Here is a 15,958-nt window from a genome sequence, read left to right as displayed (position 1 = left end):
TCACTTTAAGAACACAGCCTAAGGCCAAGAACAAAAACATCTGAGTTGCATCTGTCAGCATGGTTAACCAATCTTTCATCTTCATATCCTCCTTTATTTACCATATTTCTAAAATAATCGAAACTTTTGGGTGGTCAGATATTTCTGGTATTATCGAAATATTCGTCATCGAGAGGAGTGCGCTATGCAATTGGAAGAAGTGGCTAAGGCATTGAAAGAGCTGGGTCATCCGACTCGTTTGTTCATTTTCAAGCATCTGGTCAAAGCGGGAGAGCAGGGCCTGCCTGTTGGAGACTTGCAAAAGCAGCTCGCCATTCCCGCATCGACCCTAAGCCACCACATTGCCGCGCTGGTCTCGGTTGGCCTGGTCAAGCAGAATCGGGAAAGTCGTACCCTACTGTGCGTCTCTCAATACGAAGTGCTGGAAGAGATCATCATATTTCTCCGCGAAGAGTGCTGCATGAACCGAATCTCTATCTGAGCAGGCCAAAAATAGGGTATGTCCTGATCCAGTCATCCAGCTTTCCCCAAGCGCTCTTCAATAGGTTTATTACTAATTTGTAATTTTTGTGACAGCTTCATGTAATGACTCAGAGTTTATAGTTAGTCACGTAACTTGAGTCATAATTAAATGAGGTGGTTTATGAATATTAAAATTGGTGCATTAATGGCATGTACGCTGGTCGTCGGAAGCTTCTCCGCTTTTGCTCAGGCTCCGGTGCCTTATAACGTTCGTGCTGGGCACAACATTATATATATGGATTGGAGTGCCAACGCACTTAGTACCGACACTGTGAGTGTATCTACCCTGGATGACACTAAACTGGGTACTGTAATGGCTACTCCTGGGAAGACAAAGCAACTGCAACTCCCCATGGGCAAAAGTATCAACACAGTCAAAGTCAGCTACAACGGTGATGTCCATGTGATTGCACTTCAGCATGGAATGGGTAGTGGGCGAAACAGATAAAGCAAATAAAATCATGCGCTTAACGTAAGTTTGGCGCATTTTTTTCTACGCATTGAGAAAAATGACAGTATTGTAATTGTACATTGATTTCTATAATGAGCATCATCACACATCACAGCTGTGATGAAATGGAGGCGCTTATGAATGATGTTCATAGTAAAAATGGATTTAATCCTTCTATCTCAAGAAGAAAGTTTGTTAAAGGGATTGCTGCTGGCGGAGTTGTGGCATCGATTCCTATGTCAATTAACGCTAAAGAAGAACTGCCGCAAAAGGTTTACAGCTCAGTTTTAAGTGGAACAGTAATCGATCTGGTAGTTGAAGAAGTTGTTGTCAACTTTACTGGAAGTACAAGAATTGCCACGGTTGTCAATCGCTCCATACCTGCACCGACATTACGCTTAAAGGAAGGCGATGAGGTTACTCTTCGTGTTACCAATAAGCTCAGTGAGCCTACCTCTATTCATTGGCATGGTATAATACTCCCATTTGAAATGGATGGCGTACCTGGTATTAGTTTCAATGGTATTAAACCAGGAGAGACATTCACATATAAATTCACGTTGGAACAGTCCGGTACATATTGGTATCACTCTCACTCTGGTTCTCAAGAACAGACGGGAATGTATGGCGCTTTAATTATAGAGCCAAAAGAAGGCGAGATTATATCAGCCGATAGAGATTATGTTGTTCTCTTGTCAGACTGGACAGATGAGCACCCGATGCGAATTTTATCAAAATTGAAATCGCAAAGTGATTACTATAATTTTAATCAGCCTACAGCTATCGACTTCATTAACGATGTCAGCAACAGTGGATTAAAGGTTGCCTTCACCAAACGCCAGATGTGGAATGAAATGAGAATGAATTCTACAGATTTGGCTGACTTATCCTCTGCAACTTTAACCTATTTAATGAACGGAACAACCCCTAATGGAAATTGGACTGGTGTCTTCAATAAAGGTGAGAAGATCAGACTTAGATTTATAAATGGTGCTGGAGGGTCTTTTTACGATGTCAGAATTCCAGGCATAAAAATGACGGTTGTACAAACCGATGGTGTTGATATTGAACCTATAGACGTAGATGAGTTTCGTTTCGGCCCTGGTGAAACTTACGATGTCATTGTTCAACCCATCGATAACGCCCATACGATTTTCGCACAGTCGATGGATCGTACTGGTTTTGCCCGAGGTACGTTGTCGACGGCGATTGGCCTTTCAGCTCCGATTCCTACTGTAGACAAACCTGAGCCTCTTTCAATGGAAGATATGATGGGCTCCATGGACGGAATGGATCACGGCTCCATGGCAGGTATGGATCATGGCTCAATGCCTGGTATGGCATCAGGTGCAATGCCAGCGATGGATCATAGCTCTATGGCAGGTATGGATCATGGCTCAATGCCTGGCATGGCATCGGGGGCAATGCCAGCGATGGATCATAGCTCTATGGCAGGTATGGATCATGGCTCAATGCCTGGCATGGCATCGGGGGCAATGCCAACGATGGATCATAGCTCCATGGCTGGTATGGATCATGGTTCTATGGCTGGTATGAGTAATGCTACACCGCCAAGCAAGGTTAGGCATGCCAGTACAGAGTTTGGGCCCAGTGTTGATGCGAGGGTAGATACACCAAGACGCAATCTGAATGACCCTGGTGTAGGGCTACGTAATAATGGGAGAAGAGTGCTTACGTTAGCAGACCTGAAAACTAAAGGTGGGCCCATAGATCCAAGACCAGCAGAACGCGAAATTGAACTTCATTTGACTGGAAATATGGAACGCTATACATGGTCGTTTGATGGCGTTGAGTTCGGTAAATCAACACCAATTCATTTTAATTATGGAGAAAGAGTTAGAATTACTCTCCACAATGACACCATGATGACCCATCCCATGCATTTACATGGTATGTGGAGTGAACTTGAGAATGAAGATGGCTCCTTTTTGGCAAGAAAGCACACAATACCTGTGCAGCCAGCACAACGAATTAGTTTTCTTGTGACCGCTGATGCCATTGGCCGTTGGGCTTGGCACTGTCATATTATGTTCCATATGGATGCTGGAATGTTCCGTGAAGTAGTGGTTTCTTGAGGAAATAAATAATGCTAATTCAAAGTATAGTAAAAAATGGAATATGGTTGATCAGCCTTGGGTTATTTGCTTCTCTTTCTTTTTCTGAGGAGTCAAAAGATGCTGTTAGCGGCTATCACCCTGATTTAACCGCATCTGAGGATAGCGAACAAAGAAGCCCTGATGAATATTCTGATGGACTCACACTTAGTTCAGGCCCAAGCCTTTTTGAAGGCAGAGAGCAGCTTTCCTTAGCAGATGAACATACCTTTTCTTCTCTGTTAATTGACAGGCTTGAATATTCAAATGGACGAGAGGAAAATTATGCTTCCTACAAAGCCCTTGCTTGGGTAGGGAAAGACTATCAAAAAATATGGTTTAAATCTGAAGGTGAATATAAAAATTCATTACAGGATACAGAAAACCAAGTTCTTTATGGGTATGCTACATCTGCATACTGGGACATCCTTTTTGGAGCAAGATATGATACATATCAATCTAGAAGCGATAAAGGATGGCTTGCCCTTGGCCTACAAGGATTAGCGCCATATTGGTTTGAGGTTGACTCCTCTTTATTTGTAGATCAGCATGGTCTAATGCTTTTAAGCCTAGAGGCGGAATATGACCTCTTACTTACTCAGAAATTGATACTACAGCCCCAAGCTGCAATGAATATTTACAGTAAAGATAATGATGATATGTCTGTTGGGCGAGGTATCTCAGACATCAGCACTGGCTTGCGGTTACGTTATGAAATAAGTAGGCAGTTTGCTCCTTACATAGGCGTTGAATGGAAAACTCTCGCTGGCAATACATACGATCTAGCAAAAGATCATGGGGAGAGTACATCTGATACGAGATTTATTGCAGGTGCCAGATTCTGGTTCTGATTACATAAGGAAGGTAATGTATGAAATTCAAAATGATTACTGCTGCTGTGATAGTAATTTCTACGGGTGTGATGGCTTCTGAGCAAGGTCATGACATGAACTCAATGAAGAATGGCATGAACCATGACATGAGTTCAATGAAGGGGAATCCAGCTCCTATGGGGCATGACATGGGGAGTATGGCTGGTTCCCCTGGTGTTGCCAAAGATGTGTCTAGAACCATTGACGTATCTATGGATGACACCATGCGGTTTACACCGAAAACGATATCGGTCAAACAAGGTGAAACAATCCGATTCTTTATAAAGAATAATGGAAAACTACCACATGAGTTCGTTCTCGGAACAACCTCAGAGCTCAAAGAGCATGCGGGAATGATGCAACAAATGCAAGGTATGCAGATGAAACATAGCATGCCAAACATGATCTCTCTTGCACCCAGTCAGAAGAGTGCAGTGCTATGGAAATTTGATAAAGCAGGTACAGTATCATTTGCTTGTCTTGTACCTGGGCATATGGAGGCTGGAATGCTTGGTGAAGTGGTAGTGAAATAATCCACTTTTCAAACAAAAAAAGAGGGGGCTCCCCTCTTTTTTTATTTGATTTTTTTGTGTTTTTAGTTAAAAAGTTTTGCCAATATCACAGTTTGATGATCTGCTGACACAAAAAGATCTAAATACCAATTAATGCTCGGCAGTATAACTATACTTAATATTAAGTAAAAAATACCGCATCACTCAGATAGTGTGACTTATTGGGTGAGTGAGTACAGGACGTGGTGCTGAGAGAAAATGAGTTGTCTACAGCATCTAATATTAATTGGAGGGATGTCAATGAATTCACATCACGAGCATAACCAATCTGATGAACCAGGTTTCTGGCGTTCTAGAACTGGGGTTGCTTTTATCATCATTGGTAGCGTTGCTGGTTACTTTTTGGTCACAGAACACTGGGCCCATTTCATGGGAGCCTTACCATATCTGCTTCTTCTCGCTTGCCCACTTATGCATGTATTCATGCATGGTGGACATGGTGATAACCACGAAAACGGCGATCATGGTAGTGATGAAAAAAAACAAAATATACAAAAGAGCTCACCCGACCAAAATGATAAATCTGATAAAGGAGAATCCTTATGAGTAACGATTTTTCATCCTATGGATTATGGTCGCTTGTGGTACTTAATTCAGTAGTGTTCATAATGTTTATATTTAGCTTTTTCAAACCTAAGTCGGCTAGGGATTGGCGTACATTTGGATCTATATCTGCATTTATTATTACTTTGTTTACAGAGATGTATGGATTTCCATTGACAATATATTTCATGTCTGGCTGGTTACAAAAAAATATCCAGAGGTTGATCTGCTCTCTCATAACTCAGGGCATCTGTGGTACACGTTTATAGGGGGTAATGGTGACCCACATTTTAATATCTTGCATATCCTAAGCTATTTTGTAATTGGTGCCGGATTTTACTTGCTTTCTAGTGCTTGGCATGTGCTCTTTTTTTCTCAAAAAATGAATAAACTCGCTATAACTGGCCCCTATTCAAAGATTCGTCATCCGCAATATGTCGCGTTTGCTATGATTATGTTTGGCTTTCTATTGCAATGGCCAACTATATTGACCCTTCTCATGTTTCCTATTCTCTTGATTATGTATAAGCACCTCGCGCTCACAGAAGAGCGCGAGGTTAGGTCTATATTTGGAAAAGCATATGATGATTATGCAAATAAAACCCCGCGTTTTATACCTTCATGGAAAGTAAGGAGCTGAGTGATGAGAATTAAGAAAATTTATCCATCAGCAGTAAACGATGACTTTCATCGCCATGATGATATAGAGGAACCAACAGAATTAGGCTCGCAATACCACACCGATCCTGTTTGTGGTATGAAAATACATCAAACTGAAAAATATGTTAAATATGATGGTGGGCTATATTATTTTTGTAGTGATAAGTGTTTTATTGCCTTTAATAAAAATCCAGAAACTTATGTAAGAACGGATGCGAAGCCTTCCGTATCTACCAGTGAATCTACTGCGCACCAAGCCCAGAAAGGCAGTGACAAAGAAGTCATATATATATGCCCAATGCATCCTGAAGTCAGAGTTAACAAGCCTGGTAATTGTCCTAAATGTGGTATGGCTCTTGAACCTGAAATGCCTCAGTTTGAAGATGAGGATAAAAGTGATTCTGAACTTTATATTTTCCAGTATCGGTTTTGGTTAACCTTGCCATTAACTATTGTTGTAACACTATTAGCAATGCTTGGTCATAAATTAGCATTTTTTAGCATGAATACTCAGAGTTGGGTTGAGCTGGTGCTATCCTTACCCGTAGTATTATGGGCTGCATCACCATTCTTTGAACGATGGTGGCAATCTATAGTAACTTTCAATCCTAATATGTGGACATTAATCGGAACTGGAACTGGTGCTGCATTTATTTATAGTATCATTGCCACAATATTACCAGATATATTCCCTGTGTCGTTTCAGTCAATGGGACGGGTTGCTGTCTATTTTGAAGCGGCAGATGTCATCATCTCACTGACGCTGCTAGGTCAAATCATGGAGTTAAAAGCTCGCTCAAAAACCTCTGAGGCGATTCGGTTGTTAATAGGACTAGCTCCAAAAACTGCCCGTATAATATATCCAGATAGAAGCGAACGAGATATTCCACTTTCCCAAGTTCAGGTGGGAGACATTTTACGTATCCGACCTGGTGAAAAAGTTCCTGTGGATGGGGTCGTTGTTGATGGTATCAGTACAATTGACGAGTCAATGCTGACAGGAGAGCCTATTCCGGTAAGTAAAAAACGAGGTGATAAAGTAATCGGAGCAACGTTGAATACAACAGGATCTCTTACCATGAGTTCAGAAAAAGTGGGTTCACAAACCATGCTGGCTCAAATCGTTAATATGGTTGTGCAAGCACAGCGTTCCAAGGCCCCAATGCAGGGAATGGCTGATAAAATAGCAGGTAATTTTGTTGTTGTTGTTGTACTCATTGCCATAACCACGTTCTTCACTTGGGGTTTTTTGGGGGCCACAACAGGCTGGCAGTATGGTTTACTGAATGCGGTTGCTGTATTAATAATTGCTTGTCCTTGTGCATTAGGCTTGGCAACACCGATGTCAATTATGGTAGCGACTGGTAAAGGTGCAACACAAGGAATATTATTTAGAGATGCAGCTGCGATAGAAAATTTCAGGAAGGTCGATATATTGATTGTCGATAAAACTGGTACGCTTACCGCAGGTCATCCTATATTTGAACAAGCCATATCAGTAAACGGCTTAGAAAATGATGAAATACTGAGATTAGCTGCCAGTTTAGATCAAGGAAGTGAGCACCCATTAGCACAAGCAATTGTCACAGCAGCGAAAGATAGATTCTTGACTCTGCATCATGTCAGCGATTTTGAAACCATTCCAGGGAATGGTGTAAAAGGTATCGTAGCTGAAAAGTTCCTTTTACTGGGTAATGCATCTTTGATGGAGCAAGAGGGAATAAGTACACAGGCAGTGAAGGATGATGCAGATCGATTACGTCACGAAGGTGCTAGTGTGATGTTCCTGGCCGTAAATCTTACCATCGTTGGCTTGCTAGTCATAAGTGACCCAATAAAATCATCCACACAGGAAGCTTTGGATGCATTGAAAAAAAGTGGGGTAACTGTAATTATGGCTACTGGCGATAGTCTATCTACAGCTAGGGCTGTGGGGGGTAAGCTCGGTATTAGCGAAATATATGGCGATGTTAAACCTTCAGAGAAATTGGCTCTAGTCACCAAGTTTCAACAGATGGGGCATATTGTGGCGATGGCGGGAGATGGTATTAACGATGCCCCTGCATTAGCAAGATCTGATGTTGGTGTCGCTATGGGAACAGGTACTGATGTGGCAATTAGTAGCGCCTCCGTTACTTTAGTCAAAGGTGATTTACGAGGGATTGCATTAGCCAGAACATTATCAAACATAACGATAAAAAATATGAAACAAAATCTAGCGTTCGCTTTCATATATAATGTTTTTGGTATACCGCTTGCCGCAGGTGTATTCTATGCGTCTACGGGATTCCTGTTATCACCAATGGTCGCGGCGTTAGCTATGAGCTTAAGTTCAGTCTCGGTAATTTTGAACGCGCTGAGACTCCGTGGTATGAAGGTCACGAATGCTTGATCCTATCTGCGGAGGTTATATGTCCGCAGATGAGTCTAAATGTCACCTATCGACATTCCACGACCAAGTGGCCTTGCTAGTTAATTTTAAAACAAGGCTGCTTGCTCCCTGATCGTTTTCCTTACCCAACTGACTTACTGCCAAACGGGCATACTTAAGCCCATTATCCTGTTCATGACCTTTACCCCTGCTAGGATTTCCCCCGCCACCTGCGCATTGCCTGCCTGTAAGGAAGCCCCGTGCGTAGCTGTCACTTGGGGCTGGGGAAGTCATGACTTACTGGCTGATTTTGGCAACCATGCTCTTTAATAATGCTAGTGTCGTCCTACGTTAAATAGCTAAAAGCTATTTGGCTGGGAATAATATATAAAATGAAATATAATCACCACTTAATTTGTTCCATGCCTTCCCTCCATTAACTTCGGTTATCGATTTAACAATCGATAGACCCAACCCGACACTATCGTTATTGCTAGATCTTGATAAATCTGCCCTATAAAATCGATCAAACATTCTCAAGGATTCATCGTAAGATATATCTTTGCATTTGTTCTTTATTTCAATGATAGAATTATTTCCTTCATCGTTTGATATTGAGATGCTAATGGCAGAGTTGCTCTCTGAGTATTTTATTGCGTTAGATATCAGATTGGATATCGAACGACGAAACATTATTTTGTCAGCAAATATAAGCTTATTAGTATTTGCAACGTTAAACGTAAGGCTTTTTTCTTCTGCTAAATACATAAAGAAATCTAAAATAGAAGAAAGTTCATTCTCTGAATCTAAAAATTCTTTATTTGCAGAAATCAAACCTTTGTCTGACCTGGCAATCCACAGCATATCGCTAACCATCTTTGCCAAACGCTCAAGCTCTTCCAGAATTGAATATAGGAACTCTTTATATTCGGAGATGCTCCTGTCTTGATTTAACCCAACTTGAGCCTGCATGATTATATTGGTTAATGGGGTTCTTAGTTCATGCGCTACATCATCTGAAAAATCAGATAACTTAACGAAACTATTGTTTAGTTTAGATAGCATGGTATTGAATGAGTCAACCAACTCCCTTAACTCTCTCGGATATTGGTTGGGTTCTAATGTTGAGTTCAACTGTTCAGCCTGAATAGTCGACATATGTTTGCTTAATATATAAATAGGTTTGTGGCCTTGCCTTATACCCAAGTATGTAGACAATATTATGATCGCCCAAACACCAAAGACTATGATTAATAGCTGCATCCTAAAGTCAGACAAAAAATGAGAGTGAACACTTGAGTCTAAATAGAACACGACTGAATAGGAGTTATCATTTTTTTTAAAATTAATGTTTTTACTGAGATATTTATGTGGAGCGGAAGTGTCAGTTTCAGATACATGAATTAGTGTATTGCTGAACTTTCTCAAATTAAAGCTGTCTCGTTCACTCCTATATATTTTTTTACCATCTTTTAATATCTCGATATAAAAATTAGAGTCAGGATTGATTGTATCCCAATTGATAATTCTTTGAACTGCATCTATGCGCTTTGAAAACTGCTCGATAATAATCGTTTTGTTATCTATCGTTTCATTATCAAGGTCTAAGAAATGATTTTTGATAGATGTCTCTACCAAAAATAACAAGGAAATCATACTGATCGTTATGGCGACAGAAACAAAAAGCATAGCACGTATAGTTATAGGCATGTTACTCTTCATCGCCAGCACCTTCTAATTTATATCCCATTCCTCGAATAGTATGAATTAATTTTATTTGATAATCATCATCAACCTTGGCTCTTAATCTTCTGATTGCAACATCTATTACATTTGTATCGCTGTCAAAATTCATATCCCATACCAAAGAGGCAATTAATGAGCGAGGTAATACTTCACCATGCCGCCGAGCTAATAACTCAAGTAATAGATATTCTTTAGGGGTGAGATGTAGTTTTTTACCCGACCGCTTAACTGTTCTTGATTTGATGTTTATAATCAAATCTGAAATTGATATAACCTCTTCAATATGATTGTCTTTGGATCGCCTAAGAAGGTTTTTTATTCTGGCTAGTAGTTCAGTGAATGCAAATGGTTTTGAAAGATAATCATCAGCTCCAGACTCTAGCCCCTTTACTCTATCTCCGACACCATCTTTTGCCGTCAGGAACATGACAGGTACTTGAATGTTTATATTTCTAATTTCCTCAAGAAGCTGCCATCCGTTAATCCCAGGTAACATAATATCTAGTATTATTAAGTCAAATTCATGGCTAAGTATATAAAAGCGACCATCAATTCCATTTGTGGCGAGAGTAACAATGTAGCCTGACTCAGTGAGTCCTTTCTTTAAATACTCACCTATCTTTGGCTCATCTTCAACAACTAAAATATTCATTATGTTCTCCAATATGCAGTATTAAGATAGTCAGTAGTCTATGCTACTACATACACTAAAAAATAAAAAAAATCCAGCTGCATCAAGAGTTTCAATGAAGGTTATATCGAAATTATAAAATCTAGAATGATTATTTTTAATGTTTAAAAAACGGCCAGCATAAGCTGGCCGTTTTTTACATGTGGAAGATCTTAACGGTTACTACCGCTTCCCATACCATGCGGGAGAGAGACGTTATGAATGGTTCCTTTATAGTCCACGATAACTTCTGTAATATTTTTATCAGAAGGAAGTGTTAACTGCTTGGTCTTACCAGGGAGAGCCTTCACAACGCCCAGTTTCGTGCCATCGGGGGTGGATACGTCCACGGAGTCAGTAGGCAATGCAGATATTTTCCATTCTACATAGACTACTCCATGCCCTGCTCTAAGATCGAAAGGCATTGGGGCATTAGCGAAAGCCGCTGAACTACTAATCAACATGGTGAGCGCAGCTAAGATGGTCTTGATTTTCATTGGATTACCTCATTTCGTTGTTATTGCACGGCTATCGCTAATCACTATATACAATCAACATTACATGCTGCTGTCAGCAAGATTACATTACCGTAAGGATATAGATCTTTAAGAGGGCAAGTATGTATGATTCACCCTATTGGGGTATGAGAGATGATTTTACACCACCTGGTTTTCCATATTTTGAATATATCTTAAGGGGCATGGCATGATGAAATTTATTGCAATGTTGTTAGTTTTTGTCGCAGGAGGCGGTAGTGTCTACCTGCTCACAAATTTTAAAGATGTAAATACATTAAAGGAAAAACAACCTCTTTATTGGGTAAACCCGATGGATCCAGCTGATAAGAGACCTTCTCCAGCCAAGGACACAATGGGAATGGATTTCATTCCTGTTTATGAAGAGAAAGCTCAAGGTCAAGGGTCAGCTGGCACAGTTACAATATCACCGGAAATACAGCAGAATCTTGGTGTTCGTCTCGATCAAGTCAAACGAGCTCCTACTTATCAGGAAATTGATACTGTTGGATATGTTGGATATGATGAAGACCGTCTTGAAGCTATCAACTCACGTATGGCTGGCTGGGTACGAACCCTTGCAATTAAAAGTGAGGGGCAAAGGGTTACCAAAGGTAGTTTTATTTACGCATTATATGCCCCTGATTTAGTAAATGCGCAGCATGAATACTTGTTGGCCATGAATAGCAGTAACCCTTTGTTGATTCGAGCCGCAGAAGGGAAACTCAAGGCGCTACAAATTCCAAGTGATCAAATATCTATTTTAAAGCGAACTAGGAAAGTGCGTGAAACAATTAATTTCTATGCACCTAGTGATGGATATATTTCTGAGCTAAAAATTCGAGAGGGACAGTACGTAGAACCAGCTGAGGCGCTATTTAATATCAGCACATTACAACAAGTTTGGGTCAGTGCAGAAATTTTTGAGCGCCAAGCTACCGTATTGAAATTGGGAGATCCAGTTACCATGACTCTTGATTATGCGCCAAGCAGAACTTGGGTCGGTAAAGTTGATTATTTATATCCCACCCTAGACGCATCAACTAGGACGCTTAAGGTCAGGCTACGCTTTGATAATCCAGACGAGTTCCTTAAGCCGAATATGTTTGCTCAGATCAACATAAAAGCCGGTGGAACCGAGTCTAATCTTGTGGTGCCTAGTGAGGCTATTATTAGAACAGGAACGCAGAATCGAGTAGTGCTGTCATTAGGTGATGGGCGCTTCAAATCTGTTGAAGTCACTCTCGGTTCTCAGTTTAGGGAACATATCGTTGTTACATCTGGAGTTGAAGAAGGTGATGAGATAGTAAGGTCTGCTCAGTTTTTATTAGACTCTGAGTCAAGTATCAGTTCCGACTTCCAGCGCATGACTGCATTTCGTCCTGCTCAAGTCTGGGTCAATGCTGACATCGTTGATATTGGTCAGAATAGGCAGATCACAATTGCACACCAACAAGTACCAGAATGGCAATGGCCAGCAATGCGTATGAGCTTTGAACTTGATAAGAGTATTGCTCCTTCAAGTTTAAAGATGGGTCACTCCGTGAGTGTTTTGCTAAGGCAGGATGGGGAACGATACATTATAACTGGTATCAAGGAGCCGATTGCTAAAACAAATATTAAAAATTCAGATTCAAATAGTAGCAACGGGAAAGGTAAGGCTCCATCTGCTCCACAATTGGACCATTCCAAGCATGATATGGCCGAAATGGATGAGATAGGAGGTCAGAAATGATCACATCAATAATTCGATGGTCTATTGGCAATCGATTCCTTGTTCTTTTGTTAAGTGTGTTGCTCACTGCATGGGGAATATGGTCAGTCAAGCAAACTCCTGTTGATGCGCTGCCTGATTTGTCGGATGTTCAAGTTATTATCAAAACAAGTTATCCTGGGCAAGCACCACAAGTAGTTGAAGACCAAGTAACTTACCCATTAACCACCGCCATGCTTGCTGTTCCTGGTGCAACTACCGTCCGTGGTTATTCTTTCTTTGGTGATTCTTTCGTTTATGTTCTATTCGATGACAATACGGATTTGTATTGGGCGCGGGCGCGAGTTTTAGAATACTTGAGCCAAGTTGCTCCTAATTTACCATCTTCTGCGAGGCCCCAGCTTGGGCCTGATGCAACTGGTGTTGGTTGGGTCTATCAGTATGCACTGATCGATAGAACAGGTAAGCATGACTTAAGTGAATTAACCTCACTGCAAAACTGGTTTTTAAAGTATGAATTACAGACTGTAGAGGGGGTTTCTGAAGTCGCTACGGTTGGAGGAATGGTTCGTCAGTATCAGGTTCGTGTAGACCCCAATAAGCTGCGTGCATATGGTGTACCTTTGTCTTTAATTCAGACAGCAATAGAACAAGGTAACCAGGAAACAGGTGCTTCAGTTATCGAGATGGCCGAAGCTGAGTATATGGTTCGCTCCAATGGGTATTTGAAAAATGTCTCTGATCTAAAAAACATTCCATTAGGAACAAATGTACGTGGTGCTCCACTATTGCTAGGTGATGTAGCGGATGTGGTAACTGGCCCTCAAGTACGTCGAGGCATCGCAGAGCTCAATGGTGAAGGTGAAGTCGTTGGGGGCATTATCGTCATGCGTTATGGCGAAAATGCACAACACACTATTGATGGAGTTAAGACTCGTCTTGATGAATTAAAAAGTAGTCTACCAGATGGGGTTGAGATAATAACTGTATATGACCGCTCAGATCTAATCCAAAGAGCAATCGACAACCTTTCAGGGAAGTTACTGGAAGAGTTTATTGTTGTTGTATTAGTTTGTTTAGCATTTTTATTCCACCTACGGTCATCGTTAGTAGTGATTATTACCCTACCAATTGCAATTCTAGTTGCATTTATAATAATGAATATACAGGGTGTCAACGCCAACATAATGTCTTTGGGAGGGATAGCCATCGCAATTGGAGCAATGGTTGATGGTGCAATTGTAATGATTGAAAATGTCCATAAGCATATGGAACAGACACCCCTAACTAATGAAAACAGATGGAAGGTAATTGGAGAGGCCAGTGCAGAAGTCGGCCCTGCTATATTTTTCTCTCTATTAATTATTACCATGAGCTTTTTACCAGTATTTGCTCTTGAAGCACAAGAAGGGCGGATGTTTGCTCCGCTCGCATATACTAAGACTTATGCTATGGCCGCAGCTGCTGCACTTGCAATAACGTTAGTCCCTGTTGTAATGGGGTACTTTATTCGTGGTAAGGTACTTGCTGAACAAGCGAACCCAATTAATAGATGGCTAAGTCAGGGTTATATACCTTTGCTGAAATGCGTCTTAGCATGGCCGAAGGTGACTCTTACTTTAGCATTTATCGTGACCGTTGTTGGTTTCTTGCCTTTAAAATATTTAGGGTCTGAGTTTATTCCTCCACTTGATGAGGGGGATCTGATGTATATGCCGACAACGGCAACAAATATCTCGGTAGGGAAAACGCGAGAGATATTACAACAAACAGATAAGCTGATTAGAACTGTCCCTGAGGTAAAGAATGTATTCGGTAAGGCTGGCCGTGCGGATAGTGCAACAGATCCAGCTGATCTTGTTATGATGGAAACCACTATTCAGCTGAAGCCTCAATCAGAGTGGCGTCCTGGGATGACACCAGAGAAATTACGGGAAGAGCTAGACTCATTAATTCAATTTCCTGGTTTGACAAATGCGTGGGTCCCCCCAATCAAGACTCGAACAGATATGCTCGCAACAGGAATTAAAACACCTGTTGGGATCAAGATTGCTGGTCCAGATCTTAAAGTGATACAAAAAATAGGACAGCAACTTGAGAAAATTGTTGGCAGTGTAGAGGGGGCATCATCCGTGTATGCTGAGCGTGTCGCCGGTGGTCGTTATGTCAAAGTTGATATCGATAGACTGAAGGCTGCCCGATATGGACTCAATATTGCGGATGTTCAAGCAGTACTAGCAACGGCTGTGGGCGGCATGGATGTTGGACAGACGATAGAGGGGCGAGAGCGATATCCAATCAATATACGCTATCCACAAAGCTATCGCGACTCAGTCGCTAGTCTAGAGTTGCTTCCTTTGATCACTCCCAAAGGTGAACGAATTGCTCTAGCTGATGTTGCTCGAATTTATATTAGCGATGAAGCCCCAATGTTGCGAAGTGAAAATGCTAGGTTAAATGGTTGGGTATATGTTGATATTAGTAATAGAGATATTGGATCATTTGTCGCGGATGCAAAAAAAATGGTCGGAGAACAATTAGTTCTTCCTGCTGGGTACTCTATTACTTGGTCTGGTCAATACGAATATATGGAACGAGCTAAAGCTCGCCTTACCTATGTAGTCCCATTAACCGTTGCCATCATAGTTCTATTGCTTTACTTGGCGTTTCGGCGTGTTCAAGAAGTGCTTCTTATTCTTACGACCTTGCCTCTTGCTATAGTTGGTGGCATTTGGTACGTGTGGCTAGCTGGATTTAATATGTCAGTGGCCGTTGGAGTTGGATTCATAGCACTTGCAGGTGTCGCTGTAGAAACAGGTGTATTGATGTTGATCTATCTCAACCATGCTTGGGATGATCTCGTTAAGAACGATAAACTTGATAATGCAGGATTACATGGTGCCGTTATCCATGGAGCTGCAATGCGACTACGTCCTAAAATGATGACAGTGGTAACGATAATTGCTGGCCTATTACCTATCATGTGGAGTCATGGGACTGGCTCTGAGGTTATGCAACGAATAGCCGCGCCAATGATTGGTGGGATGGTAAGCGCACTCGTTTTAACTCTCTTAGTTCTACCTGCGGCATTTTACTTATGGCGTAGACGTACTCTGAAGAGCATCACTAATACTACAGGTGTTGATATGCCTGAATAACGGTTGGTGCACAGGCGGATGCATTATATGAATATGCATCCGCTACTTTC

The 15,958-nt window shown here is 41.2% G+C and carries 12 protein-coding genes and 2 pseudogenes; 10 read left to right on the top strand and 4 right to left on the bottom strand.

Annotation, left to right across the window (positions count from 1 at the left end; translation table 11 throughout):
* Positions 1-184: 184 nt before the first annotated feature.
* The 8 genes and pseudogenes from I6L36_RS07015 (at position 185) to I6L36_RS06980 (ending at position 8,126) form a co-directional block, all read left to right on the top strand.
* Complete coding sequence (locus I6L36_RS07015; RefSeq protein WP_021140725.1) at positions 185-481, top strand: helix-turn-helix transcriptional regulator; 297 nt, start codon at positions 185-187, stop codon at positions 479-481.
* 162 nt (positions 482-643) lie between these two features.
* Entirely contained in the window at positions 644-970 is a 327-nt protein-coding gene (locus I6L36_RS07010; protein WP_017778717.1) for a hypothetical protein, read from the top strand.
* A gap of 140 nt (positions 971-1,110) precedes the next feature.
* Positions 1,111-3,069, top strand: a complete 1,959-nt coding sequence (locus I6L36_RS07005; RefSeq protein ID WP_080989874.1) for a copper resistance system multicopper oxidase — start codon at positions 1,111-1,113, stop codon at positions 3,067-3,069.
* An 11-nt stretch (positions 3,070-3,080) separates the two neighbouring features.
* Entirely contained in the window at positions 3,081-3,938 is an 858-nt protein-coding gene (locus tag I6L36_RS07000) for a copper resistance protein B (RefSeq protein WP_005303868.1), read from the top strand.
* A 20-nt stretch (positions 3,939-3,958) separates the two neighbouring features.
* Entirely contained in the window at positions 3,959-4,492 is a 534-nt protein-coding gene (locus tag I6L36_RS06995) for a cupredoxin family protein (protein WP_005303871.1), read from the top strand.
* A gap of 279 nt (positions 4,493-4,771) precedes the next feature.
* Complete coding sequence (locus tag I6L36_RS06990; protein WP_021140721.1) at positions 4,772-5,077, top strand: DUF2933 domain-containing protein; 306 nt, start codon at positions 4,772-4,774, stop codon at positions 5,075-5,077.
* Positions 5,074-5,714, top strand: a pseudogene (locus tag I6L36_RS22250) (isoprenylcysteine carboxylmethyltransferase family protein). Before I6L36_RS06990 ends, I6L36_RS22250 begins: the two are co-directional and overlap by 4 nt.
* 3 nt (positions 5,715-5,717) lie before the next feature.
* Complete coding sequence (locus I6L36_RS06980) at positions 5,718-8,126, top strand: heavy metal translocating P-type ATPase (RefSeq protein WP_111589429.1); 2,409 nt, start codon at positions 5,718-5,720, stop codon at positions 8,124-8,126.
* Between the two features lie 134 nt (positions 8,127-8,260).
* Here the strand turns inward: I6L36_RS06980 and I6L36_RS06975 are convergent.
* From I6L36_RS06975 to I6L36_RS06960, 4 genes and pseudogenes are all read right to left on the bottom strand, one after another.
* Positions 8,261-8,359, bottom strand: a pseudogene (locus I6L36_RS06975) (IS5/IS1182 family transposase); the annotation flags it as partial.
* Between the two features lie 112 nt (positions 8,360-8,471).
* Complete coding sequence (locus tag I6L36_RS06970) at positions 8,472-9,827, bottom strand: heavy metal sensor histidine kinase (protein ID WP_005303879.1); 1,356 nt, start codon at positions 9,825-9,827, stop codon at positions 8,472-8,474.
* Positions 9,817-10,503, bottom strand: a complete 687-nt coding sequence (locus I6L36_RS06965) for a heavy metal response regulator transcription factor (RefSeq protein ID WP_021140716.1) — start codon at positions 10,501-10,503, stop codon at positions 9,817-9,819. Before I6L36_RS06965 ends, I6L36_RS06970 begins: the two co-directional genes overlap by 11 nt.
* Before the next feature lie 191 nt (positions 10,504-10,694).
* Positions 10,695-11,018: a hypothetical protein gene (locus tag I6L36_RS06960; protein ID WP_021140715.1), complete on the bottom strand. Its 324-nt coding sequence runs from the start codon at positions 11,016-11,018 to the stop codon at positions 10,695-10,697.
* A gap of 208 nt (positions 11,019-11,226) precedes the next feature.
* Here I6L36_RS06960 and I6L36_RS06955 point away from each other — a divergent pair, with 208 nt between their 5' ends.
* On the top strand, positions 11,227-12,771 hold the full coding sequence (locus tag I6L36_RS06955; RefSeq protein WP_017778712.1) for an efflux RND transporter periplasmic adaptor subunit: 1,545 nt from the start codon (positions 11,227-11,229) through the stop codon (positions 12,769-12,771).
* Positions 12,768-15,908 carry an efflux RND transporter permease subunit gene (locus tag I6L36_RS06950; protein ID WP_005303884.1) on the top strand — a complete coding sequence of 1,047 codons (3,141 nt, stop codon included), beginning with the start codon at positions 12,768-12,770 and terminating at the stop codon, positions 15,906-15,908. Before I6L36_RS06955 ends, I6L36_RS06950 begins: the two co-directional genes overlap by 4 nt.
* Positions 15,909-15,958: the final 50 nt, after the last annotated feature.

Source organism: Aeromonas sp. FDAARGOS 1406, from assembly GCF_019048565.1.
GTDB lineage: Bacteria > Pseudomonadota > Gammaproteobacteria > Enterobacterales > Aeromonadaceae > Aeromonas > Aeromonas caviae.
Note: the sequence above shows the minus strand (reverse complement) of the source record. Positions and strands in the feature narration are given on the sequence as shown.

Bases quoted from the DNA above. Each gene is read 5' to 3' on its own strand.
- I6L36_RS07005 (WP_080989874.1), top strand. From the start codon at position 1,111: ATGAATGATGTTCATAGTAAAAATGGATTTAATCCTTCTATCTCAAGA.
- I6L36_RS06990 (WP_021140721.1), top strand. From the start codon at position 4,772: ATGAATTCACATCACGAGCATAACCAATCTGATGAACCAGGTTTCTGG.
- I6L36_RS06960 (WP_021140715.1), bottom strand. From the start codon at position 11,018: ATGAAAATCAAGACCATCTTAGCTGCGCTCACCATGTTGATTAGTAGT.
- I6L36_RS07000 (WP_005303868.1), top strand. From the start codon at position 3,081: ATGCTAATTCAAAGTATAGTAAAAAATGGAATATGGTTGATCAGCCTT.
- I6L36_RS06955 (WP_017778712.1), top strand. From the start codon at position 11,227: ATGATGAAATTTATTGCAATGTTGTTAGTTTTTGTCGCAGGAGGCGGT.
- I6L36_RS06965 (WP_021140716.1), bottom strand. From the start codon at position 10,503: ATGAATATTTTAGTTGTTGAAGATGAGCCAAAGATAGGTGAGTATTTA.
- I6L36_RS07015 (WP_021140725.1), top strand. From the start codon at position 185: ATGCAATTGGAAGAAGTGGCTAAGGCATTGAAAGAGCTGGGTCATCCG.
- I6L36_RS06970 (WP_005303879.1), bottom strand. From the start codon at position 9,827: ATGAAGAGTAACATGCCTATAACTATACGTGCTATGCTTTTTGTTTCT.
- I6L36_RS07010 (WP_017778717.1), top strand. From the start codon at position 644: ATGAATATTAAAATTGGTGCATTAATGGCATGTACGCTGGTCGTCGGA.
- I6L36_RS06995 (WP_005303871.1), top strand. From the start codon at position 3,959: ATGAAATTCAAAATGATTACTGCTGCTGTGATAGTAATTTCTACGGGT.
- I6L36_RS06980 (WP_111589429.1), top strand. From the start codon at position 5,718: ATGAGAATTAAGAAAATTTATCCATCAGCAGTAAACGATGACTTTCAT.
- I6L36_RS06950 (WP_005303884.1), top strand. From the start codon at position 12,768: ATGATCACATCAATAATTCGATGGTCTATTGGCAATCGATTCCTTGTT.